Below are 23,724 nucleotides of genomic sequence, written 5' to 3' on the forward strand. Positions count from 1 at the left end.
AGCTTTGCGCATCACTCACTAGCTGCCCACTTCTATGCCTGCCCTCATTCTGCCCGTCCAGAGCAAACACCCGCAAATCCCCGCCGACTGCTACGTAGCCGATAACGCCACCATCGTCGGCGACGTGACGTTCGGCGCGCAGTGCACCGTGTGGTTCAACGCCGTCATCCGCGGCGACGTCAACGCCATCCGCATCGGCGACAAAACCAACGTGCAGGACGGCGCCGTGCTGCACTGCACCTACCAGAAGGCCGCTACCACCATCGGAGCACGTGTGAGCATCGGGCACAAGGCCATTGTGCACGGCTGCACTGTGGAGGACGACGTGCTGATTGGGATGGGCGCCATTGTGATGGACCACGCCGTGGTGGGGGCGGGCTGCATTGTGGCAGCCGGGGCCGTGGTGCTGGAAAACACGCAGTGCGAGCCAGGCTACCTCTACGCCGGCGTGCCCGCCCGCCGCATCAAGCCCGTGACCGAGGAGCAGCGCGCCAATATGCTCCGCACCGCCGACAACTACGTGCTGTATGCCAGCTGGTTTCAGCAGCAAAACGCCTGAACCACCTGCTAAGTAAGCTGTTGCTGAACGTGAAAAGGGCCTTCCGCTACCAGCGGAAGGCCCTTTTCGATATTGCTTCAGGCAAACGCCGGACGCCGCTTACAGCGCCTGCAGGCCTTCGTCTTCCTGCTCTTCGCGCTCAGCTTCGGTCGTGACGCGCAGCTGCACCAGCTCCACCGAGCGGCGGGAGCGTTTCAGCACCCGGAACTCGTAGTTGTCGAGTACGGCCACGTCGCCGACCTCCGGAATGTTGCCGTAGATGACGTTCAGTAGGCCGCCGACCGTTTCGTAGTCTTCGCCTTCGGGCAGCGGGAAGGGCAGGTACTCGTTGGCGTCGGAGATGGAGGTGGAGGTGTTCACGCGGAACTCCACGGCCGATACCCGCTCCACTACCGGCACCTCGTTGTCGTACTCGTCTTGGATTTCGCCTACCAGCTCCTCCATGATGTCCTCAATCGTTACGATGCCCGACACGCCGCCGAACTCGTCGGACACAATCGCCATGTGCATGTGCTTGCGCTGGAACTGGCGCAGCAGGCGGTTGATTTTCTTGGTTTCGGGCACGAAGTAGGCCGGCCGCATGATCTTGGGCAGCTCGATGGGCTCGTTGCGGCGGATGATCTGCAGCAGGTCCTTCACGTAAAGCACACCTACGATGTTATCTATATTGCCTTCGAACACCGGAATGCGCGAGTAGCCCTCGTTGTAAACCATTTCCAGGATGCCATCCTGGGGCGTGTTCACGTCGATGGCGGCCAGCTTGGTTCGGGGCACCATAATCTGCTTCACCATCCGGTCGTTGAACTCAAACACGTTTTCCAGCAGCTCATGCTCCGATTCCTGGATTTCGCCGCTTTGCTTGCTCTGGTCGAGCAGCAGGCGCAGCTCTTCCGAGGTGTGTACTTCCGAGCCGTGGCTGGCGTTGCCGCCAAACAGGCCGGCCACCAGGTTCGACAGCCGGTCGAGCACCCAGATGAGCGGGAAGGTGATGAAGGCAAACGCCCGCAGCGGAATGGCTACGGCCATGGAGGTAGTTTCGGGCTTCTGAATGGCCAGCACCTTCGGGGCCTGCTCACCCAGCACAATGTGCATCACGGTGATGAGCGTGAAGGAGGTAGCAATGGCAATCTGGTGAACCAGCGTAGGGCTGAGCGTGATGTCCAGCTGGTCGATGATGGCCATTACCACGGCCGCCACTACACTTTCGCCTACCCAACCCAGGGCCAGCGAGGCTACCGTAATACCCAGCTGCGTAGCCGACAGGTAATAGTTTAGGTCCTGCATCATGCCCTGCACGAGCTTGGCCAGCCGGTTGCCGCTCTGGGCCTTGATGTCGATCTGCGACGGACGAACTTTGACGAAGGCAAACTCAGCTGCCACAAAAAATCCGTTCAGCAATACCAGCAGAACGGTGAGAACGATATTTAGGATCATAGGTGCGGCAACTCGGGCTCACGCGGCTCAGTTGCCTTTATGAAACAAAAGTACGTGATTCCGGCCAAGCAGTTGGCTTACCGTCGGGGTTTGCTACTATTCCCTAGCAACCTCCCGCTAAAAAACCGGTAAACCCGCCTGCCTGTTAGGGTTTCTGCCGACCTTTGTCGGCCTGCATTTTCGCTGTTTTCCATTTCGCTGATGTTCTTCCGAAAGTATTTTCTGCTGCCGTTGCTGCTTGTGCTCTGCCTGGCCGGCGCAGCCACCGCCCAAATTCTGAAGCCTACCAAGCTAAGCGTGGCCCTGAGCCAGCCCACGGCCAAGGTGGGAGAGGAGGTGGACCTCATCGTCAATGCCCGCATCGACGACAAGTGGCACCTCTACGCCACCGACTTCGACCCCGACCTCGGCCCCACGGTGTTCACGTTCAGCTTCACCAAAAGCCCCGCCTACGAGCTGGTAGGCAAGCCCAAATCCATCAGCTCTAAAAAGAAGTACGACGACGTTTTCAAGGGCGACATTACGTACTTCGAAAAAACCGGCCAGATGCGCCAGCGCATCCGGCTGCTGCAGCCCGGCGCCCTCACGGTGCAGGCCGACGTGGAGTACCAGACCTGCACCGACATTGATGGCCGCTGCATTCCGGGCGAGGAAACCCTGAGCTTCGGCCCGCTGCCCGTCACGGGCACGGCCATTGCCGCCACACCCGCTACGCCTGCGGCGGCTACTATAGCTGCTGCCACTGCTACGGCAGCAACCACGCCGGCCGCCGGCGAGGCCGCCGCTGCCGCAGCTCCTGTGGCTTCTGCCGATACCGCGGCTGCAGTAACAGCTGCTGCCGCCACGCCTGCCACCTCCGACACTGCCACGGCCGCCGCCAGCGCGCCGCCGGTAGCGGCCGCCGCCGCTGCGCCCGTAGCCAATGGCGCCGTTTCGGCCGATTCAGGGCTGCTGTCCTTGGCTATTGTGGCGTTTCTGTCGGGGCTGAGCGGGCTGCTTACGCCGTGCGTGTTCCCGCTGATTCCCATGACGGTGTCTATCTTCACCAAGGGCTCGGCCAACCGCCGCCAGGGCATCCTGAAGGCCTTGTTCTACGGTTTCAGCATCATCTTCATCTACGTGGTGCTGGGGCTGCTGACTACCGTGCTGCTCGGGGCCGATGGCTTGAACCTGATCAGCACGCACTGGCTGCCCAACCTGATTTTCTTTGCCGTGTTCGTGGTATTCGGCCTGTCCTTCCTGGGTTTGTTTGAAATCACGCTGCCCAACGGCATGGTCAACAAGATTGACGAGCAGGCCGATAAAGGCGGCTGGGCCGGGGTGTTCTTCATGGCCCTCACGCTGGTGGTGGTGTCGTTTAGCTGCACCGGGCCCATCGTGGGTACCATCCTGGCCATGGCGGCCCACGGCGGCGGCATTCAGCCGGTAGTGGGCATGTTTGGCTTCTCGCTGGCGTTTGCGCTGCCGTTTATGTTGTTTGCCTTGTTCCCGGCGTGGCTGAAAAGCCTGCCCAGCTCCGGTGGCTGGCTGAACACCGTGAAGGTGGTGCTGGGCTTCGTGGAACTGATGCTGGCCCTCAAGTTCCTGAGCATGGCCGATCTGGCCTACCACTGGAACCTGCTCCCCCGTGACCTGTACCTGGTGCTCTGGATTACGCTCTCGGGCCTGCTGGGCCTGTACCTGCTGGGCCGCTTCAAACTCTCCCACGACTCCGACCTCGCGCACCTGAGCGTAGGGCGCCTGCTGATGGCGGTGCTGGCCTTTGGCTTCATGACTTACCTGATACCGGGCCTGTTTGGGGCGCCGCTGCCTCTGCTGGCCGGCTACCTGCCCCCGCAGAGTCGCAATGACTTCTCCATAGCCACTGGCGGCACTGCCGCTGCCACCTCGGCCACGCCCCTCAACGCCGCCTGCGAAGCCCCGCGCTACGACGACTTCCTGGAGCTGCCCCACGGCCTGCGCGGCTACTTCGACCTGGCCCAGGCCCAGCGCTGCGCCAAGGCCCTGAACAAGCCGCTGTTCATTGACTTCACCGGCCACGCCTGCGTGAACTGCCGCAAGATGGAGGCCTCCGTCTGGAGCGACCCGCGGGTGCTCCAGCGCCTGCGCGAAGATTTTGTGGTGGTGGCGCTCTACGTGGACGACAAGGCCGAGCTGCCCCAGAACGAGTGGTACACCTCCACCTACGACAACAAGCAGAAAACCACGCTGGGCAAGAAAAACGCCGACCTGCAGCTTTCGGGCTTCAACGTAAACGCCCAGCCCTTCTACGTGCTCCTCGACCCCACCGCGCCCGCCGACCTGGCCCACACCCTGGCGACGCCCGTAGCTTACGAGCCCAGCGCCGAGGCTTTCGTGAAGTTTCTGGATGCCGGCCTGGCCCGTTACCGCCAGCAGAATCCGTAGCGGCCTGCCCGGTTTCGGCCGGTAGAAAACCACCGATAAGCCCCGCCCCGACGAGAGTCCGGGGCGGGGCTTTATCTTACTGCCGCTTTCCGGTTTCATCGTCCATCCCAACTACTCTGCTGCTATGTCGCTTCGTACTCACCTGCTGGCCCTGCTGCTGGCCGCGCCCCTGACCCTGCCCTTGGCGGCGCAGGCGCAATCTGCTGCCCCGGTAGCGGCCCTCGCGCCCGATCCTTCGCGCATCACGCTCGTCATTCATGGCGGCGCCGGCACCATCACCCGCGCCAACATGACGCCCGAGAAGGAGCAGGCCTACAACGCCGCCCTCGACCAGGCCCTGCAGGCCGGCTACGCCGTGCTCAAGCGTGGCGGCACCTCAATGGACGCCGTGGAGGCCTCCGTGCGCGTGATGGAAGACTCGCCGCTGTTCAATGCCGGTAAAGGCGCTGTTTTCACCCACGAAGGCCGCAATGAGATGGACGCCGCCATCATGAACGGCCAGAACCTGGCCGCCGGTGCCGTGGCGGGCGTCACGGTGGTGCGCAACCCCATTGCGGCCGCCCGCGCCGTGATGGAGAAGTCGGAGCACGTGATGATGACCGGCCCGGGCGCCGAGCAGTTTGCCCGCGAAAAGGGCCTGACCATCGTCGAGCCGGCCTATTTCTTCACCCAGGCCCGCTACGACCAACTGCAGAAGGCGCTGGCCGAAGACCGCGCCGCCGGTACCCCCGACCAGCTGAATGCGCCCACCAAAGCCACCCCAGCCGCGGCGCCGACTAAAGTGAAGATGAAAACCAAAGCCGGCAAGCCCACCAGCGTCGTCACCGACCCGGCCCAGGATGCGCGCCTGATTTTCACGGAAGGCAAGAAATACGGCACCGTCGGCGCCGTGGCCCTCGACCAGTACGGCAACCTGGCCGCCGCCACCAGCACCGGCGGCATGACCAACAAGCGCTACGGCCGCGTCGGCGATGCACCCATCATCGGCTGCGGCACCTACGCCGACAACCAGTCGTGCGCTGTGTCGTGCACGGGTTGGGGCGAATACTTTATCCGGGCCACAGTGGCCCGCGACGTGGCCGCGCGCGTGGAGTTCCAGCAGCAGCCCGTGGCCCAGGCTGCTCAGGCCACCATCGATAAAGTAGCCAAGCTGGGCGGCGACGGCGGCCTGATTGCGCTGGACCGCCAGGGCAACCTGGCTATGCCTTTCAACTCGGAAGGCATGTACCGCGGCTTTATTAAAGCCGATGGCAAAAGCCAGATTCAGATTTACAAGTAGCCGGCTACCAGCCGCCCAGGCTCAAATAAAAAGCCCGATTTGTGAGTTATACCACAAATCGGGCTTTTGTTTGGGACGGTGGTACTATGGCCTCTCTTATTTTACGTTCTTTGCACCCGATTTGAAATAGTGTGGGTGAAACGCTTCCTAGAATGGAATGTAAAGCGACAGGACAGGACAAAAAGAAGGCGGCACCCACCCAGATGCCGCCTCTTGGAAAGGAACGCACCCACCCAGATACGTTCCATTTTTTTCCTCCTCACATTATCCACCCAGTCAGCTGTAGAAGAAGGAGTCGAACCTCCACGGTGTGGTTAGCCGGCCGCCGGACCAGTTTTTCCCGAATCACCACCCCCGAGAGAGGAGGGCATGTCTGCCAGTTTCATCATTCTACAAGGACAATCCCTCGCCGTTTGCGTAGGATTACAACAAATGTAGATGTTTGCCTTGAATTGTAAAATTTTGACAGTGCATTGTCTGAAAATTTACAATATTTCTGAAAAATGCCGTTCCTAATTTGAATATATATAATCACACACCTTCAAAATGGCTAAGAATTACGAACTTGACGACACCGACCGCAAGATTCTGGATCTGCTGATCCACGATGCGAAGATGCCCTACACCGAAATTGCCCGTAAAGTGCATGTTTCCGGCGGCACGGTGCACGTGCGGATGGCCCGTCTGGAGGAACTGGGCATCGTGAAAGGCGCTACCCTGGAGATTGACTACCAGAAGTTGGGCTACGGCGTAGATGCTTTTCTGGGGATTTATCTGCTGAAAAGCTCGGTGTATGCCAGTGTAGCTGCCCAGCTGCGCGAAATCCCGGAGGTGGTTAGCATCCATTTCACTACGGGCGCCTACGGCATTTTTGCCCGCATCCGGTGCCGCGACACGCAGCATCTGCGCGAGGTGCTGCACGGGCAGATGCAGCTCATCGAAGGCATCGAGCGTACCGAAACCCTGATTTCGCTGGAAGAGTCGCTCAACCGCCCCATCCAGCTGCTGTAAAATCCTACCTCAATACAATAAGGCCGTACCCTGCATCAGGTACGGCCTTTTTGCGTTGGAAACCCATGCCTCGGCTTTAGGGCCGCCCAGTGGTTTTGGTGGTAGTGGTGCGGGTAGTTTTGTTGGCCTTGTAGCGCATATCGGCCGAGCCGTCCTTGCGGACAGGACCAGTTACGGTAGTGGTTTTGGCCACCTTGTTTTCCTTGTAGCGCATGTCTGGCGAGCCGTCGGCCTTGGTGCGGGCCGTAGTGGTCGTGCTGGTTTGCATGGTAGCCGTGCTGCGGGTAGCCGGGCGGGCGGGGGTGGCCGGGGTGGCCTTCTGCACGCGGGCGTCGGGCGTCTGCGCAAACCCTGCCGTAGTCAGCAAACCCAGCAGAAACAGGTAGGAGAGGAAGCGGAACATAGGAAGAAAATAAGATGAAAAAGTAACACCCCGGACCATCCGCGGCAGCTAATAGGAATGTATAAATATTTTTGTGAACAATTCAGGAAGTGCTTGGCTAGCAGCTTGGTAGATGGTATATTTCCTGAACTCACCTCTGCAGTTTCCATTTCATGAAAGCACTTTTAGCCGCGTTGAGTATCTGCCTGCTGGCCTGTGCAGAACCCGCCCGGGCGCAGAGTATGCCGGCCGTGTATCTCAATAGCCGTGATGAGGCTACAGTGCCAGATAGCGCCACCCACTACCGGGTGATTGACCGCAAAAATGAACTGCTGGGCACGTATGCCATGCGCGAGTTCTCGCTGACTGGCACGCTGCTGCTGCGCGGCACGCTCAGCTCCATCGACCCCATCGTGCGCACCGGCCTGCTGACCTGGTATCACCCCAACGGTGCAAAGGCCGCCCAGGTGCACTACCGCACCGATGAGGCTGAGGGCGTGTATGTGGCTTGGGACGAAGACGGCCACGTGCGCCAGCGCGGCGAGTACCTCAACGGCCAGCGCACCGGCACCTGGATCAGCGTGCACCGCAATGGCCAGAAACGCTCTAAGGGCACCTACGCCGCCGGCCGGGCCGTGGGCGAGTGGCGCTACTACTACGATACGGGGCAGCTGAGCGCGCTGGAACTGCTCGGCCGCGATAAAGGCCCGGCGCTGGCGTTTTTCAACGAGGATGGCTCGCCGTACGTGGGCAAGCTGCAGAAGCGGGAGCTGCCGCAGTTTCCGGGCGGCGAAGGGGCGCTGCTCAGCTATGTGGCCCGCAACACCGATTACCCGCGCAACTCACGCCGCAAGGGCATCACGGGCAAGGTCTACGTGCGTTATACTGTAGACGAGCAGGGCCGCGTGGGGCAGGTGCAGGTGGTTCAGGGCCTGTCGCCGGAAACCGACCAAGAGGCGCGGCGCGTGGTGGCCAGCCTGCCCGCGTTCCGGCCCGGCCGCGAATACAACGTGCCCACCGCCATGACCTTCACGGTGCCCATTCATTTCTCCCCCAGCTTCTCATTATTCAATGGTACCCGGCCGCCGCAGGTGCCGCCCACGGAGGCCCGGGCCGCCCGCCCCGAAGAAATGTATTGAGCCGGCATTAAACCTGTCGCTGCTTCGGCTTTCCAAGAGCCGTACAACATTTCACCCCCTCACTTTCCCCGATCATGAAAATCACTGCTATCTTCTGCGGCGCGGCCCTGAGTGTGCTGGCCACCACCGCTTCCTTCGCCCAGACCGTCCGCCCCCGCGCCAACGACCAGGCCCGCATCCGGCAGGGCGTGCAGTCGGGGCAGCTGACGCGCGCCGAAGCCGCCCGCGCCCAGGCCCAGCAGGCCGACGCCCGCCAGGCCCGCCAGGGCGCCCGCGCCGATGGCGTGGTAACCACCGAAGAACGCCAGGGCATCCGCAAGGAAGAGCGCCAGGCCGACCGGGTGCTCTACCGCCAGAAGCGCGACGCCCAGACCCGGCCCCGCCGCTAAGGCGCCTCACGTTGGGCGTCTGAAACGCAAAAAGCCCGGACCTGCTCAGCAGGTCCGGCTTTTTTGCGTTTGCCAAAAGACAAACAGGAACGCTTAGGCAGTTACCTGGGCGTCGAGTTTCTGAGCCAGTACGTGCTTCGGAACGGCACCTACCTGCTTGTCAACTACCTGGCCGTTCTTGAACACGAGCAGCGTAGGAATGCTGCGGATGCCAAACTTGGCCGACGTCTGCGGGTTGGCGTCTACGTCGACTTTACCGATAATGACTTTGCCTTCATATTCGCCGGCCAGCTCTTCCACTACCGGACCCACCATGCGGCAGGGGCCGCACCATTCGGCCCAGAAGTCCACCAGCACGGGCTTATCGGAGTTGATGATCTGATCGAAGTTAGCATCGGTAATTTCGATGGCTTTATGTCCCATGACAGAAGGGGGTTTGTGTGACGTTGAAAATTGCTTCTTACGATTCTTGGGGGCGCAAGGTAGCAGATTGCGTTTCAACAAGGCTGCGTCGGGAAAGTTCACTTCGACCAATACCGGGCATCGGCCGCCAAACCAGGCAAAGTGCCGGATAGCCTTCTGCCGGCCGGCAAAGTGCCGTCTGGCTTGGCCTGGGGCTATTTCTCGGGCTTGTTCACCACAAAGTTCAGGGCGTTGGTATAGTCCTGAGCGCGGCTGCGGAGCTTGTAGAATACATACAGATTGAAGAAGTGCATGCCGCCCAGAATCAGGATAATCGTTCCGATTTTGATGCTGAGCTCTTCCACGCTCTGCTGGTAGCTCCCGATTTCGTCGGTGCTGCGCAGCATCAGGGTGGCGTAGCCGATGTTGATGAGGTAGAAGCCGGTGATGAGCAGCTTGTTCACGGAATCGGCCAGGGGCTCGTTGCCGTGGAAGATGTCGACCAGGAAGGTGCGGCCGTTGGTGAAGAGCGTGCGGGCTACCCATACGGTGAGCAGCACCGTGACAGGCAGATAAATTCCGTAAACCAGCAGATAGTAATTCATGGCGTTTGAGGGTTGAAAGGTGATGAAGTGATGAGGTGAAATGTGATGAGGTGAATGGGTGAGCGGGGCCGGCTGAGTGGCTAGGGCAGCTGGGGCAGCAGGTCGGCCAGGGCTGGCGCGCAGGTGGGGTAGCGGAACCGGAAACCGGCTTCCAGCAGCCGCTGCGGCACCACTTTGCGGCTTTTCAGGAGTAGCTCGGTTTCGGTGCGGAGCATGAAGGCCCCGATTTCGAGCAGCCAGCGGGGCTGCGGCAGGTGCCAGCGGGGGCGGTAGTGGGCATCCAGCAGCGCCATCAGGGCGGCGTTGGGCAGGGGCTCGGGGGCGCACAGGTTGAAGGCACCCGCCAGCGCTGGATGCGCCACCAGAAACTCCACGGCCCGGCAGAAATCCTCGATGTGCAGCCAGCTGACCCACTGCTGCCCGCTGCCGTGCGGGGTGCTGAGGCCCCGGCGCGCCAGCCGGGCCAGGGTGGGCAGTGCGCCGCCATCGGCTCCCAGCACAATGGCCGTGCGCAGGGCCACGCGGCGGGTACGCGGCAGAACGCCCAGGTTGAACTCAGCTTCCCACTGTTGCGCCACCATCTCCGAAAACCCGCGCCCGATCCGGCCGGTAGCCTCCGCATTGGCCGGCGCCGCGCCGGTGGTGTCCTCATAGATGGTAGCCGTAGAGGAGTTCAGCCACAAAGCCGGCGGGTTGCGGCAGGCCGCTATGGCCTCGCCCAGCACCCGGGTGCTGTCGGTGCGGCTGCGCACGATGGCGTAGCGGTTGACGGCGTGGTAGCGGCAGTCGACGGAGCGGCCGGCCAGGTTGAGCACTACCGCGGCGCCTTCCAGGGCCGCGGCCCAGGGCCCGAGGGTGCGGCCGTCCCAGGCGAGGTCGTCGGGGTGGCGGGGGCGGCGGCTAAGCGTCCGGACCTGGTAACCGGCCCGGGTGAAGTAGCGCCGCAGGTGCTGGCCCAGAAAGCCCGTGCCGCCGGCCAGAATAAGAAGTGGAGGTTCCATACAACACGCTGAAAAGGGAAGAAGAGAGAAACTTCGCCGGCGAATAAGGAATCGTGTATATCAAACTTTTAATAATTATTGAAATATAGAAGGCAAAAAAAGGCCTGCCGAGGCGCTACGGCCCCGGCCGCATCAGCTTCATAAACGTGCTCAGAAACCAGTTTTCATCGGCTTTGATAAGGGTGGAGGCGGCGCGGTCGGCGAAGTTGGCGAAGCTCTGGATGCTGCCAATCATCTGGGTGAAGGCGGCGGTTTCCTCGGGCGTGGCGGTGGAGGAAGGCTCTACCTCGCTGATTTCGCCCAGCACGCGCATGATGGGCTGCAGCTCGCGCTTGCGGCGCTCCTGCAGAATGAGCGTGGCTACCCGGTGGATGTCTTTTTCGCCCGAGAAGAACTCGCGCCGCTCGCCGGGGCGCAGCTCCTTGCGCACGATGCCCCAGTCCATGAGGGCGCGCACGTTCAGGTTCACGTTGCCCCGCGAAATCTGCAGCTGCTCCATGATGTCCTCGGTGCTCAGCGCGCCCGGCGACACCAGCAGCAGCGCGTGTACCTGCGCCATTGTGCGGCTCACGCCCCAGGCCGAGCCCAGGGTGCCCCAGCCTTCAATGAATTTGCGCTTGGCTTCGTCGAGTTGCATGGTTCAAATGTAGTGGAGTATTTCAAACTTTCAATAAAAATTGAAAGTTTATTTTCATGGTACTGATTAGACCTAAAAAGAACGTCATGCTGAGCTTGCCGAAGCATCTCTACCGCAGTGCTAACTTCAGTGATTAGCTCCACTAGAGCTGCTTCGGCAAGATTTCATTTCTGCTTCTTCAGTCTATTCTCCCGGAAACGCGCTAATTGTTTAGGGGTCGGTGCCTTACGATAAGTTAGGTCTACCAACAGTTTTTCAAGTTCATCCAAATCCTCTCCGTCAGCCAGTTCTCCGTTGTATTTGCTGAACAGCATGCTGCGTACCTGGGCGGCTTCGTCCACCAACTTGGGCGTAAACATATACAGTAATGCCCAAGCCAATTCTTCATCATTATCATGATAACGTCTCCCAAGGCTTCCCAAGCCTACAACGAGCTTTTCCATGAAAGCAACTGTCTGATACGCTTCCTCTTCGGATAGTTCTCTCATGAAAAATTCGTTTTAAGGAGTGTTAGTGAACAAATTCCAGCGAAGCGGTAGAGATACTTCGGCAAGCTCAACATGACGGTTACTTTGGCAACGTCAGCACGCGAGATTCCTCGCGCTGCTCGGAATGACGTGCTGATGGCTTGGGCCAATTAAATCAGCTGGCAGGCGTCGATTTCCATTTCGCGCATTTTGCGGATGAACTCTTTGGGCTCGATGCGGTAGCGGCGGGAGTAGGTGTCCACGGCCAGGTGCTCGTGGGGCTCGGCAAACTTGATTTCTAGCTTCTTGGAGCCCGAGCAGCCTTCCACGGCTTCCATGAAGCGGTCCATGAAGGGTTCTGTGATGGTGCGTAGGTCCAGCTGCACGCGCACGCCGTTGGCCAGCTTTTCGGCCACGTTGAACAGCGGCTCCATGGTCATGATCTTGAACTCGAACTGGTCGGAGTCGCGGAAGCGCTGGGCGTATTTGCCGCGGATGAACATGGGCGGCACCTGCTCCTTATCGTAGTTGCGGGGGTTGATGAGGGCCGAGAATTTGGAGTAGTCGTCGCGGAACAAAGCCAGGTTGAGGCTGCTTTCGTAGTCTTCCACGTTGAAGCTCACGAAGGGCTGGCCGGTTTTGGTGGTCTTGAACTGCACGTTGGAAATCAGGCCGGCTACCGTCACGTCGCGGTTTTTGTAGCTCTCAATCTTATCCAGCCCGCAGGTGCAGTAGGAATCGATTTCCAGCTTGAAGTCATCGAGCGGGTGGCCCGAGAGGTAGAAACCCACGATTTCCTTTTCGCGGCGCAGCTTCTCGGTGGGGCTCCAGGGCTCCAGGTCCTGGATTTTGGGCATCGGGATGGCCATTTCGCCGCCCCCGCCGCCAAACAGGCTCTGCTGGGCCGATTCTTTGGCGGCCTGGTGCTGCTGGCCCACCTTCATGGCCTTCTCGATGAGATTCTGGTCGTTGCCGGGAGCCTCCAGGAACTGGCGGCGGTGGTAGCGCTCAAACGAGTCGAAGGCGCCGGCCTGGGCCATGCTCTCGAAGGTTTTCTTGTTCACGGCTCGCAGGTTCACGCGGCGCGCAAAGTCGAAAATGTCCTGGTAGGGGCCGTTTTTGTCGCGCTCCTGCACAATGTCCTCCACGGCGGCCTCGCCCGAGCCCTTCATGGCGGCCATGCCGAAGCGGATCTGGCCCTGGGCGTTGACGTTGAACTTCAGGATGGATTCGTTCACGTCGGGGCCGAGCACGGCCACGCCCTGCTTGCGGGCTTCCTCGATGAAGAACGTCACCTTCTTAATGTCGCCCATGTTGTTGGTGAGCACGGCGGCCATGTACTCGGCCGGGTAGTGGGCCTTGAGGTAGCCGGTCTGGTAGGCCACCACCGAGTAGGCGGCGGAGTGGGAGCGGTTGAAGCCGTAGGCCGCAAACTTCTCCATCACGTCGAATACCTCGTTGGCCTTTTTGGCCTTGATGCCGTGCAGCTTCTCGGCGCCCTCGCAGAACTTCTCCCGCTCCAGGGCCATCTTCTTCATGTCCTTTTTCCCCATGGCCCGGCGCAGCAAATCGGCGCCGCCGAGGGAGTAGCCGGCCAGAATCTGGGCCGTCTGCATGATCTGCTCCTGGTACACCATGATGCCCTGGGAGTAGTTCAGGATGGGTTCCAGCAGCTCGTGTGGGTAGTCCACCTCCTCGCGGCCGTGCTTGCGGTTGATGAAGTTCGGGATGAACTGCATCGGGCCCGGCCGGTACAGGGCGTTCATGGCAATCAGGTCCTCGATGTTGGTGGGCTTGAGGTCCTTGAGGTACATGCGCATGCCCTCGCTCTCGAACTGGAACGTGCCGATGGTGTCGCCGCGCTGGTAGAGCTCGTAGGTTTTCTGGTCGTCAATCGGGATTTCGTCGATGTCGATTTTGACGCCGTGGTTTTTCTCGATCAGGTTGATGGCATCGACGATGATGGTCAGGGTTTTGAGGCCCAGAAAGTCCATCTTCAGCATGCCGGCACTCTCAATCACCTTGCCATCGAACTGCGTGATCAGCAGGTCCGAGTCCTTAGAGGTGGAAACGGGAATGTACTTGGTGATGTCGTCGGGGGCGATGATGACGCCGGCGGCGTGGATGCCGGTGTTGCGCACCGAGCCTTCCAGCTTGTGGGCTAGGCGCAGAATCTGGCCGCGCAGGTTGTCGGGGGCGTCGTCGCGTAGGATGTAGTCCAGCTCGGGGTTTTCGGCGAAGGCCTTGGCCAGGGTGGTGCCCACTTGGTCGGGCACCATCTTCACCAGGTCGTTGGCCACCGGCAGCGGCAGCTCCATGGCCCGCGACACGTCCTTGATGCTGGATTTGGCGGCCATCGTACCGAAGGTGATAATCTGGGCCACCTGAGTTTTGCCGTACTTGTCCACCACGTAGTCGATGACGCGCTGGCGGTTCACGTCGTCGAAGTCGATGTCAATATCAGGCATCGACACGCGCTCCGGGTTCAGGAAACGCTCGAACAGCAACGAGTACTTAATCGGGTCGATGTTGGTGATGCCGATGCAGTAGGCCACGGCCGAGCCCGCCGCCGAGCCCCGGCCCGGCCCCACGGCCACCCCAATGCTGCGGCCGTGGTTGATGAAGTCCTGGGTGATGAGGAAGTAGCCGGCAAAGCCCATCGTCTCAATCACGCGCAGCTCGTAGTCGAGGCGCTCCTCAATTTCGGGCAGGCGCTCCGAGTAGCGGGCTTTCGGACCCTCGAAAGCGCCCTTGAAGGTGAGGTGGCGCAGGAAGGCGTCGGCAGTGGGGTGCTCGGGGGGCAGGGGGAAATTGGGGAGCAGAATGTCGCGCTGCAGCTTAGGCGGCGTGATTTTGTCCACGATTTCGTTGGTGTTGTCCACGCTTTCGGGCACGTCGGCGAACAGCGCGTTCATCTCGGCCTGGTTCTTAAAGTAGAACTGGTCGTTGGCGAAGCCGAAGCGGGCCCGGGGCCGGGGGCTCTGCGCTTCCTCATCGATGCGCTGGAGCTGGCGGCGGATGTGGGCATCCTGGCCGGAAAGATGCCGCAGGTTGTCGAGGTGGTCGTAATGAACCTTGTTGTCCTGGGAAATCAGGCGGAAATACTGGGTCTGGAAGTCGCCGACCGGGATGCTGTGCTCCTCGCCGGTGTTCACGCACAGCAGAATATCGTGGGGGGCGAAGTCGGTCTGCTCCACGTAGTGCGAGTCGTTGGTGCAGATGACCTTCACGTTGTACTTCTTGGCCAGGCCCAGCAGCACTTGGTTCACGTCTTCCTGGCTTTTGCCGGTGCCGTCGAAGTTCATCAGCCCGTGGCGCTGAATCTCGATGTAGTAGTCGTCCTCGAACACGTCGAGCCACCACTTGAGCAGCTCCTCGGCCTTGGCCTCGCTCTGGAACAGGATGGCCTGCGGAATCTCGGCCCCGATGCAGCAGCTGGTGGCAATCAGGCCCTTGTGGTACTTGAGTAGCAGCTCCTTATCAATACGCGGGAACTTGCTGTACACGCCCTCGATGAAGCTCATGGAGCAGAGCTTGCTCAGGTTGTGGTAGCCGTCCTGGTCCTTGGCCAGCAGCAACTGGTGGTAGCGCTTGTCCCGCTCGCCCTTCTCGCGGCTGAAGGTTTTCTTGTGGCGGTCCTCCACCATGTAGAACTCGCAGCCCACAATCGGCTTCACGTTGTACTTGTTGGCCTCGGCCACGAAGTTGAACGCCCCGAACATATTGCCGTGGTCGGTGAGGGCCACGGCCGGCATGCCGTCGGCCTGGGCCTTCTTCATCAGGGCCGAAATGCTGGCCTGACCGTCGAGCAGGGAATATTGGGTGTGCGAGTGGAGGTGCGAGAAAACGGGCATGCTGCTGAATTAAGAATTAAAAATTAAGAATTAAGAATGCGTGGAGAAGCTGCATTCCGACTTCTTAATCCGGCCGTTGAGTACAGTAAAGTTACCCACGAATCAGCGGCCGGGAAAGATTGCGCGGCAACGGATTTTGGCGTATCACCAGAGAGCGTGCATTCATCCGGTCGGCTCCGGTGGCTGCCCGCCCGGGTTGGCCGGCCGGCACGAAAGCCCGTATCTTCCCGCAGCGTCCGCAATTATTCTGCCGCGGACGGAGTTAGGGTAGAGCAGCCGGCGCATGGCTGGGCTGCGTTTAGTGGGGCTTCGCCTTCGATATACAGTTAGCGGCACGGCTGGCCCGTTGCCGGAATTATTGAGAGTGCCAACTATCTACATTGTCTGTCTTCTGTGGCCGTGCATCCCGGCCAATATCACGCATGAAATATCTGGCTACCTCCACCGACCCGGTTTATGACCCGGCCGCTCCTGTTTCGCGCGTTGGCGCGTTTCTGCAGCAGTTCATTCAGGACAAGCGCGACCTGCCGTTTGTGTACCTGATCCTGGAAATCTCGCTCACCATTCTGCCCCTGGTGGCGCTGCTCTACGTGCCGGGCCTCGACCGGGGCCTGTGGTGGGCGGTGTTTGGGGTGTTTCTGGGGCTGACCACGTTTTTCTTCAAGGGGCCGTTCGGGCTGATGCTGCACTGCACCAGCCACCGCATCCTGTTCAAAAAGAAGTACGGCTACCTCAACCACTACATTCCGTGGGTGATTGGGCCGTTTTTCGGGCAGACGCCGGAGACGTACTTCACCCACCACATGGGCATGCACCACCCCGAAAACAACCTGCCCGACGACGGCAGCTCCACCATGTACTACCAGCGCGACTCGCTGGCCAGCTTCGGCCGCTACCTCGCCGATTTTTTCGTGCTGGGCATTCCGAAGTTGGTGCAGTACCTGGGCCGCACCAACAAGCGCACCTTCCGGGCGCGGCTGCTGCGCGGCGAAGTGGTGTATCTGGTGGCCTGCGTGGTACTGGGCTTCGTGAATTTGCCCGCCACGCTGGCCGTGCTGGTGATGCCCGTGCTGGTCACGCGCACCATCATGATGCTGGGCAACTGGAGCCAGCACGCCTTCATTGATGCCGCCGACCCCGCTAACTGCTACACCAACAGCGTGACCTGCATCAATACCCGCTACAACCACAAGTGCTGGAACGACGGCTACCACATCAGCCACCACCTCAAGCCGGCCCTGCACTGGAGCGAACATCCGGCCCACTTCCGCAAAAACGTGGCCCACTACGCGCAGAACAAGGCCATCGTGTTCGACGGCATCCACTTCCTGCACATCTTCGCCTACCTGATGACGCGCCGCTACGATTTGCTGGCCCGCAACTTCGTGAACCTGGAAGGCCAGTTTCGCTCCGAAGCCGAGGTGGTGGCGCTGCTCCGCCACCGCACCCGCCTTATTGCGCGCGTGCCCCAGGCAGTGCCGGAGCTGGCGCTGGCCTAATCACGCCTCCGCCTCCCACAAAACAAAAGGCCGCCTGATAAGGCGGCCTTTTGCGTGGTAAGTGGTGTTGCGTGTGGTTTACGGCCGGCTATTCGGGCGTCTGGATGGTAAGGACTTCGCCGATTTTCACGCTGTTGTCGGGTTTGGCGTTCCAGCTCTGGAGCTGGTCGGGCTTCACGCCGTATTGGCGGGCAATGGCAAACAGGGTTTCGCCTTTGACTACCGTGTGGTGCCGCACGGCTTTGGGAGTTGCCGCTTTGGCCGGGGCCGCCAGCGTGAGGGCCGGCGCCAAAGGCTTGGCCTTGGCTGCTACCAGGGCGTTGCCGGGCAGGGCGGCAGGCGCGGAGCTTGGGGCTGCTTTGGCTGGAACGGTCAGGGGCTTGGTGGCGGGAGTGGCGGCTACGGCCTTGTCGGGAATGGGGGCGGCGGGGGCCTTGGCGGTGCTGGTGGCCGCTGGTTTGGCTGCTTGCGTCCTGGTGCCCAGGAAGCCCGTGGCGGCCAGGCGGTCGGAGGCGGCTTTGAGGCTGGGGCTGCGGGCCGTGCGGGTGTTGAAGTCTTTGTACTGGGGGCTGCGCAGCAGGGTCTGGAGCTCAATCTGCCAGGGCTGCTGGCGCAGGCGCTGGGCCAACAGCTGCTGCTGCTCGCGTGGCAAGCTGGCGGTGTAGGTGCTCAGGCGTTGGTTGTAGGCTGGAATCTGGAGCAGCGCGGTTTCCACGAGCTGGGTGGCGCGGGCATCGTCTGGCTCGTAGTAGATGGCACGCAGCTGCCGTACGCTGGCCTGCACCAGCCCCGACATCACCCGCACCGAGTCTTCGGACAGCGCCACGGCGGGCGCCGGGGCAGCCGGAGCGGCCGGAACCGTCTGCTGGGCCTGCGCGGCCAACGAAAACAGCAGCAGGCTGCTGAAAGGTAAAATCCGGGAAAGAAAATGCATTGCGGTAAAGAGAATAAAGAAATTCGGAAAGAGCCGCCGCTGCCCGCAGCCGAGTATCCGGCCGGGCAGCGCGGAATGGGCTGCCGCCACCGCACTACGGATGCGCGCTCAGCGGCAGGAGCTTACTTGGCTGGCTGCACCAGCAGCACTTCGCCGGGCTTCACATTGAAGTCGGCCTTGTTGTTCCACTCCATGATTTGCTTGATGGTGACGCCGTATTTGCGCGAAATGGCATACATCGACTCGCCGCCGGCTACCGTGTGGCGCACCATAGCCGCCGCCGGAGCGGCCGTCGGGTTTGACGCTGCTGGCGCCACCAAGGGTGCCGGCGTGCCGCCAGCCGGCGCCGCTACCCGCAGCACCTGGCCCAGCCGCAACGACGGATTCTGCGGCAGGTTGTTCCAGACAATCAGGTCGGCGGGGCGCAGGTTGTAGCGGCGGGCCACTGCGTAGAGCGTTTCCTTGGGCTGCACCGTGTGCAGGCCGTTGGCCGGCACCGGCTCCACCGGGCTACTCGCGGCCGGCAGGGTAGGGGGCAGGGGCCGGGGCGCGGCTACTGGCGTGGCAACAGGCGCCACCGCCGGTTTGGCAGCTGGCGCCGCCGCTGGCGCGGCGGCCGCTACGGGTTTGGGGGCTGGCCGGGGCGCGGCTACCGGCGCGGCCGGCTCGTCGTCGGTGGTGGGCTCGTCGCCGACGGGCGTGGAGGCGGGCAGGGGCTTGCGGGCCGGCGGCGTGGCAGCTGTCGGGCGCGGCGTAGCCGGAGCAGTTGGTGCAACTACCGGCGCCGGGGGTAGCGGCTGGCTTGGGGGCCGGGGCCACGGCGGGAGCAGCCGGCTTCGGGGCGGGCGCCGCTACGGGTGGGGCGGCGGGCTCGGCGCCCAGCTCGTTCAGGTTTTCGGTGGTGGCGTCGGTGGCGGAATCGGGCTGGGTGACCGTGCCGGAAGGGGCGGGGGCGTCGTCGGCTTCAACGGCGTCTTCCAGCTCCCGGATGGCGCTGGCCGTGTTGCCGCGGTACGGCTCAGTTTCATCGATGCGGCGCTTCTTCGCGGCTGGGTCGGCCGAGGCCGGCGTCGCGGCTGGGGCTGCTGGGGCGGCTTTGGGTGCCGAGGCCGCCGAAGGCCGCTCGAAAGCCGCCAGCGCCTTTTCGTTTTTGCTGTCGGCGTACTCGATGGCGACGTCTTTGGGGCGAGTGTGCTTCAGCCACAGAATGCGGCCGGGGCGCAGCTCCTCATTGCGCGGCATGCGGTTCTTGGCCCAGATGGCCTTGGCCCGGATGCCGTACTTCTGCGACACCGTTGCCACGCTCTCGCCGGGCTGGGCCACGTGGTATTCCACCTCGCTCTTGTCGCGCTTTTTCTGCACGAAGTAAGGCTGGCCCACCACAATGTTATCGAAGGCAAACAGGTCGTTGTACTGCATGAACTTGCGCACCTTCAGGTTGGCGCGCTTGGCCATGCTTTCCTTGGTTTCGCCGGGCAGCGCCACCAGCGCCCGGATGCCGTTCACGCGCACGTAGTCGGCGTTTTGCGGGTCGGGTTTGGGCTGGTTGAGCAGCTGGCCGGCGGTGGCGCTTTTCTGCTGCGCCGCCAGGGCCGTCTGCTGAATCGGGTCGGTGATGGGCACCAGCATCGTGTAGATGCGGTCGGTGGGCACGGTGGGCGTGAGCAGCCAGCGGTTGTGGCGGGCGGTTTCGGCGGGGTCGGTTTGCAGGCTCTGGGCAATGCCGGCCATGGAGAGGCCGGGCGGCGCCGGAAACTCCTGCAGCTGCAGCAGCGGCTTGGGGTTGTGGCCGACTGCGGGCTCATAGGCCAGCTTGTGGGCCAGCATCGTGAGGATGTACGCGTGGGTTTGCTCGGAAATCGGCATTTCCGTGGCGTTGTAGTCGGTGGGCAGGGTGTAGGGCTTCACGCCGCCCGAGCCCAGGTTGTAGCTGAGCAGCGTGTTCAGCCAGTTGTGCAAAGCCTGGTTGTTGCGCTTGAGGTACTTGGCAGCGGCCCGGCTGGAGGCCACAATGTGCTTGCGCTCATCCACCACGTCGTTCATCACCACGCCAAAGTCGGCGGCGGTTTCGCGCTTGAACTGCCAGTAGCCCACGGCATCGTGGATGCTTTGCGCATCGCCCTGCAGGCCGCTTTCCTGAATCACCAGAAAGCGGAAGTCGAGCGGCAGCGCTTCTTCCTGAAACACCCGCTCGATAAGGGGGAAGTAGGCGTCGGCCAGGTTCACGCGGGCCTGAAACGAGGCCGGGTGGCTGCGCAGCGCGTCTACTTTCTGCTGCACGGCGCGGCGGCCGCCTTCGGTGAGGCGCAGGTGCAGGCCGGCAAAATCGAAGGTGGCCGGAACGGATACGCTCTGGGCGGCGGCCAGCAGCGGTAGCCAGCAAAGCAGTACGAGTACAATTCTTTTCATGACAGGCAACAAGCGCAGCTCTGGCTTCGCGACTTGTGCTCACCAGACTCCGACGCTTACAAAGTAGAGGAAAAAAACGCGGGAATTGACATAATTAGCCCGGTCATGTGGCATCAGCCCCGACAATACCCGCAAACCTGCAGGCGCTTTTACCTCTGAAAAGATTGGGTTGCACACTGCCCGGAATTCAATTCCGACCCAGCCTCGATTCAGCCAAGCCGCGGCCGGCCTATCTGCTGACCTCCCGGAAATGCAAAAAGCGCCGGCCCGGCCGACGCTTTTGCTCTTGAATCAGACTACATACCGCCACCGGGCGGCGGGCCATCGGGGCGCCCAAAGCCGCCCGGGCCGCGCCGGCCGCCGGGGGCGCCGGAGCCGGGCAGGGCATCGGCGGGGCCGGCGCCGGCAAAGCTGCGGATGTTGTAGGTGAACATCAGCATGAAGTAGCGCTGGAGGATGTTGGTTTGCACGTCCTCGGTGTAGGCGGCCGTGTTGTTGACCTGAATGCTGTTGTTCTGGCCCAGCAAATCGAAGGCGTAGAGCTTGATTTCGGCCTGCTGCTTGGCGCCCAGCTTCTTGCCCACCGAGCCGTTCCAGAGCACAAAGTTCTGGTTGAAGCCCGCCGACAAACCCTGGTTGAGCTGGTGCGTCACATCAGACTGCACCGTCACGCCCTTCGCGATAATCCAGGAAAAGCGCAGGCTGGTGTTCTGGCGGAAGTACTGCCGGTCTACCTGGCCGGGCAACGAGTTGCGCACGTAGCTCTGGCTGGAATTCGAGGACAGCGTGAAATCCAGCTCGGGGCTGATGTTGCTGCTCAGCACCGCGCCCAGCCCAAACGACGGCGTGCGGCTGTAGTTCAGCTCGCTGAACACCAGGCCCGGCGTTTGGGAGTAGGTGGCGTTGGCGTTCAGGTTGAGGTTGGACTTCACTAAGCTAAGTGGCAAGCTGTAGTTCAGGAAGGAGCGGAGCGTGTATTGCTGATCGACGTTGACGGGCCGCGTGAGCTGGCCGCCCACCGGAATGACGATGCCGCCTTCCGTCACGGGTGAGGTGCCGGCGTAGATGGTGTTGTTGGTGATGTAGTTGTTGGTGTAGGAGCCGCCGATCAGAGCAAAAAACGAGGTGGACTTCTCCGGTACCGCCGACGAATACCGCAGAAACAGGTTGTGGCGGTATTCCTGGCGCAGATTGGGGTTGCCGGTGGTGAGCTGCAGCGGGTTGGCGTTGTTCACCACTTCCTGCAGCTGGCTGATGCTGGGGGCGTTGGTGTTGGTGCGGTAGTTGAGCCGCAGGTTCTGCTGCTTCGAGAAGTTGTAGCGCACCGTGGCGTTGGGCAGCACGTTCAGGAAGCTGCGCTCGGTGAGGGCTGCGCGCGGAAACTCCTGGTCGGAGCGCAGCTGGGCGTTCTGCACGGCCGTGCCCACGGTCCACTGGAAGTCCTTGTTTTGGTAGCGGTAGGTCAGCTCGCCCGAGTTGGTGAGGTAGCGGCTCTGAAATACGCTGCTGAGCGTGTCATTGAGCAACGAAAACGCCTGCTCGCCCGGCGAGAAGTCAAAGGTGCGCTTATCGGACTCGTTGGGCGTGTACGACACGCGGTACTCGGCCTGCAGCTGGCTGAACTGGCTGATGGGCTCAGTGTAGTTGACGTTGCCGGTCCAGGCCCAGCCCTGCTGCGTGAGTTCCGAAAACTGGTTGAGCAGCGTGGTGCGCCCGCCCACCGCCGAGGTCGACGAGAGCAGGTTGTTGTCGCCTTCTTTGTCGTTATACGTCGTGTTCAGCCCCACCGAAACCGTGCGGCCGCGCTTGGCAAAACGGTGCCGGTACTGCAGCTGGTTGGCCGCCGTGATGCCCGTCAGAGCCGAGCGGTAGGTGCTGGTGTTGGCGCCCTGCGTTTCGCCGGCTACGTCGCCGGTGCTCAGGAACGTGCGCCCGTCGAGGCCGCTGTTGCCGGTGTTGCGCTGCACCGAGAGGCTGGGCCGCCAAATCAGCGAGTTCACCGAATCGAACTTGTGCTCCAGCCGCAGATTGAAGCGGTTGTTGATGTTGCGGCTCGCGTTCTGCGACAGTACATTGTAGCGCAGATCATCGGTGGAGCCCTGCGGCGCCACGTAGCGGCGTAGCAGGTTGGTGCGGGCCGTGTTGTCGGAGAGGTTGAAGAAGTAGCTGCCCTGCACGTCGGTTTTGGTGCCCCAGGTGTCGGAGTAGTTGAGGCCCAGCGCGTGGGTCTTGCTGATACCGCCCTGCTGGTTCACCAGAAAGTCGCCGGAGTTGTTGCCGCCGCCACCCTGGCCGCCACCGCCGGGCCGCCCGCCCTGGCCACCCCCGCGCCCACCCCGCGCCCCGCCGCCCCCGCCCGACGAGGTACCCACCACGCCGAGCAAGTCTTCGGTGCCGAAGTTTTGCTCGTTCACGTTGTTGCTCTGGGCCACCACGCTCAGGCGCTGCTTGCCTTTGAACTGGTTGAGGTTGCCGCTCAGTCGGTACCGGTCGTCCTGGGGGCCGTAGCCGGCCAGCACCCGCCCAAACTTGCCGTTGCGGAACTGCGGCTTGGTTACGATGTTAATGGTTTTCTGCTGGTTGCCGTCGTCGAAGCCCGTAAACTGGCTTTGGTCGGAGGCGCGGTCATACACCTGAATCTTGTCGATGACCTCGGCCGGAATGTTCTTGAGCACCGCGTCGGGGTCGTTGCCGAAAAACTCCTTGCCATCCACCAGCACCCGCTGCACTTGCTCGCCCTGGGCCTGCACTTTGCCGTTGGTCGGGTCCACGGTCACGCCGGGCATCTTGGTGATGAGGTCCTGGGCGCTGGCGTCGGGGTTGGTCTTGAACGAGCCGGCGTTGAACTGGGCCGTGTCGCCTTTTTGGATGGCGGCGGCCGCTTTGCCCACTACTTCCACGCCTTTCAAGGCCACGCCGCCGGTGGCCAGCGTGAGGTTGCCCAGGGCCAGCGGCTGCCCGCTCAGCGTCAGCTGCCGCTGCAGCGTCTGGTAGCCCAGAAACGAAATCGTGAGCTGGTAGCGGCCGTTGGGCAGGTTGGTTATCGTGAAGTTGCCGTCGGCGTCGGCCGCCGCGCCGTTCTTCACCGAGTCGGCCGACAGGCCCCGCACCAGCACGTTGGCCCCAATCAGCGGCGACTGGTCGGTGCCGTCCACAATGCGGCCACTGAGCGAGGATTGGGCGTGGGCCGCCAGCGTGGTAGCCAGTAGTAGGATAACCGTAAGGAAGTGTCTGAGCATTAGCGAAAAGTCGGCGGATAGATACGTCACCAGGAGCAATAGACGCAATTGCGGCCCCCGCGTTTACTCTTCGCCGAA

At 61.9% G+C, this 23,724-nt stretch carries 19 protein-coding genes; 7 read left to right on the top strand and 12 right to left on the bottom strand.

Going from position 1 to position 23,724, the window contains the following annotated elements; all coding sequences use genetic code 11:
- The first annotated feature begins 34 nt into the window (after positions 1-34).
- On the top strand, positions 35-559 hold the full coding sequence (locus N008_RS12305) for a gamma carbonic anhydrase family protein (RefSeq protein ID WP_044016366.1): 525 nt from the start codon (positions 35-37) through the stop codon (positions 557-559).
- A 99-nt stretch (positions 560-658) separates the two neighbouring features.
- On the opposite strand, the gene N008_RS12310 is transcribed toward N008_RS12305, so the two are convergent.
- Positions 659-1,993, bottom strand: coding sequence for a hemolysin family protein (locus N008_RS12310; protein ID WP_044016369.1), 1,335 nt, complete (start codon positions 1,991-1,993; stop codon positions 659-661).
- Between the two features lie 201 nt (positions 1,994-2,194).
- On the opposite strand from N008_RS12310, the gene N008_RS12315 reads away from it, so the two are divergent.
- The 3 genes from N008_RS12315 to N008_RS12325 all read left to right on the top strand — a co-directional run bounded on the left by N008_RS12315 (position 2,195) and on the right by N008_RS12325 (position 6,689).
- Positions 2,195-4,399, top strand: coding sequence for a protein-disulfide reductase DsbD family protein (locus tag N008_RS12315; protein WP_044016371.1), 2,205 nt, complete (start codon positions 2,195-2,197; stop codon positions 4,397-4,399).
- Positions 4,400-4,523: 124 nt separating this feature from the next.
- Complete coding sequence (locus N008_RS12320; protein WP_044016373.1) at positions 4,524-5,678, top strand: isoaspartyl peptidase/L-asparaginase family protein; 1,155 nt, start codon at positions 4,524-4,526, stop codon at positions 5,676-5,678.
- Positions 5,679-6,224: 546 nt separating this feature from the next.
- On the top strand, positions 6,225-6,689 hold the full coding sequence (locus tag N008_RS12325) for an Lrp/AsnC ligand binding domain-containing protein (RefSeq protein ID WP_044016376.1): 465 nt from the start codon (positions 6,225-6,227) through the stop codon (positions 6,687-6,689).
- A 76-nt stretch (positions 6,690-6,765) separates the two neighbouring features.
- On the opposite strand, the gene N008_RS12330 is transcribed toward N008_RS12325, so the two are convergent.
- Positions 6,766-7,092 (bottom strand): hypothetical protein, encoded by a 327-nt coding sequence (locus N008_RS12330; protein ID WP_044016378.1) that lies wholly within the window; start codon positions 7,090-7,092, stop codon positions 6,766-6,768.
- A gap of 152 nt (positions 7,093-7,244) precedes the next feature.
- On the opposite strand from N008_RS12330, the gene N008_RS12335 reads away from it, so the two are divergent.
- Both N008_RS12335 and N008_RS12340 read left to right on the top strand, forming a co-directional pair.
- Positions 7,245-8,210, top strand: a complete 966-nt coding sequence (locus tag N008_RS12335; RefSeq protein WP_081910775.1) for an energy transducer TonB — start codon at positions 7,245-7,247, stop codon at positions 8,208-8,210.
- Positions 8,211-8,284: 74 nt separating this feature from the next.
- A complete protein-coding gene (locus tag N008_RS12340; protein WP_052381487.1) occupies positions 8,285-8,599 on the top strand; it encodes a hypothetical protein in 315 nt (104 codons plus the stop codon).
- A 93-nt stretch (positions 8,600-8,692) separates the two neighbouring features.
- On the opposite strand, the gene trxA is transcribed toward N008_RS12340, so the two are convergent.
- From trxA to dnaE, 6 genes are all read right to left on the bottom strand, one after another.
- Positions 8,693-9,022 carry a thioredoxin gene (trxA, locus tag N008_RS12345; RefSeq protein ID WP_044016382.1) on the bottom strand — a complete coding sequence of 110 codons (330 nt, stop codon included), beginning with the start codon at positions 9,020-9,022 and terminating at the stop codon, positions 8,693-8,695.
- 194 nt (positions 9,023-9,216) lie between these two features.
- Positions 9,217-9,606 carry a hypothetical protein gene (locus N008_RS12350; protein WP_052381488.1) on the bottom strand — a complete coding sequence of 130 codons (390 nt, stop codon included), beginning with the start codon at positions 9,604-9,606 and terminating at the stop codon, positions 9,217-9,219.
- Positions 9,607-9,686: 80 nt separating this feature from the next.
- A complete protein-coding gene (locus N008_RS12355) occupies positions 9,687-10,607 on the bottom strand; it encodes a TIGR01777 family oxidoreductase (RefSeq protein ID WP_044016385.1) in 921 nt (306 codons plus the stop codon).
- 115 nt (positions 10,608-10,722) lie between these two features.
- Entirely contained in the window at positions 10,723-11,244 is a 522-nt protein-coding gene (locus N008_RS12360) for a GbsR/MarR family transcriptional regulator (RefSeq protein WP_044016387.1), read from the bottom strand.
- A gap of 164 nt (positions 11,245-11,408) precedes the next feature.
- Positions 11,409-11,732, bottom strand: a complete 324-nt coding sequence (locus N008_RS12365; protein WP_044016389.1) for a hypothetical protein — start codon at positions 11,730-11,732, stop codon at positions 11,409-11,411.
- 149 nt (positions 11,733-11,881) lie between these two features.
- Complete coding sequence (gene dnaE, locus N008_RS12370) at positions 11,882-15,565, bottom strand: DNA polymerase III subunit alpha (RefSeq protein WP_044016391.1); 3,684 nt, start codon at positions 15,563-15,565, stop codon at positions 11,882-11,884.
- A gap of 422 nt (positions 15,566-15,987) precedes the next feature.
- Here dnaE and N008_RS12375 point away from each other — a divergent pair, with 422 nt between their 5' ends.
- On the top strand, positions 15,988-17,064 hold the full coding sequence (locus N008_RS12375; protein ID WP_044016393.1) for a fatty acid desaturase family protein: 1,077 nt from the start codon (positions 15,988-15,990) through the stop codon (positions 17,062-17,064).
- An 88-nt stretch (positions 17,065-17,152) separates the two neighbouring features.
- Here N008_RS12375 and N008_RS24055 read toward each other — a convergent pair whose 3' ends face one another.
- From N008_RS24055 to N008_RS12395, 4 genes are all read right to left on the bottom strand, one after another.
- Positions 17,153-17,998: a LysM peptidoglycan-binding domain-containing protein gene (locus N008_RS24055; protein WP_052381489.1), complete on the bottom strand. Its 846-nt coding sequence runs from the start codon at positions 17,996-17,998 to the stop codon at positions 17,153-17,155.
- 122 nt (positions 17,999-18,120) lie between these two features.
- Positions 18,121-18,576, bottom strand: a complete 456-nt coding sequence (locus N008_RS12385; RefSeq protein ID WP_081910776.1) for a LysM peptidoglycan-binding domain-containing protein — start codon at positions 18,574-18,576, stop codon at positions 18,121-18,123.
- Complete coding sequence (locus N008_RS12390; RefSeq protein WP_044016394.1) at positions 18,509-20,407, bottom strand: lytic transglycosylase domain-containing protein; 1,899 nt, start codon at positions 20,405-20,407, stop codon at positions 18,509-18,511. Before N008_RS12390 ends, N008_RS12385 begins: the two co-directional genes overlap by 68 nt.
- A gap of 296 nt (positions 20,408-20,703) precedes the next feature.
- A complete protein-coding gene (locus tag N008_RS12395) occupies positions 20,704-23,646 on the bottom strand; it encodes a TonB-dependent receptor (protein WP_044016396.1) in 2,943 nt (980 codons plus the stop codon).
- Between the last annotated feature and the right edge of the window lie 78 nt (positions 23,647-23,724).

Origin of the sequence: Hymenobacter sp. APR13 (assembly GCF_000737515.1) — a bacterium.
Classification (GTDB): Bacteria; Bacteroidota; Bacteroidia; order Cytophagales; family Hymenobacteraceae; genus Hymenobacter.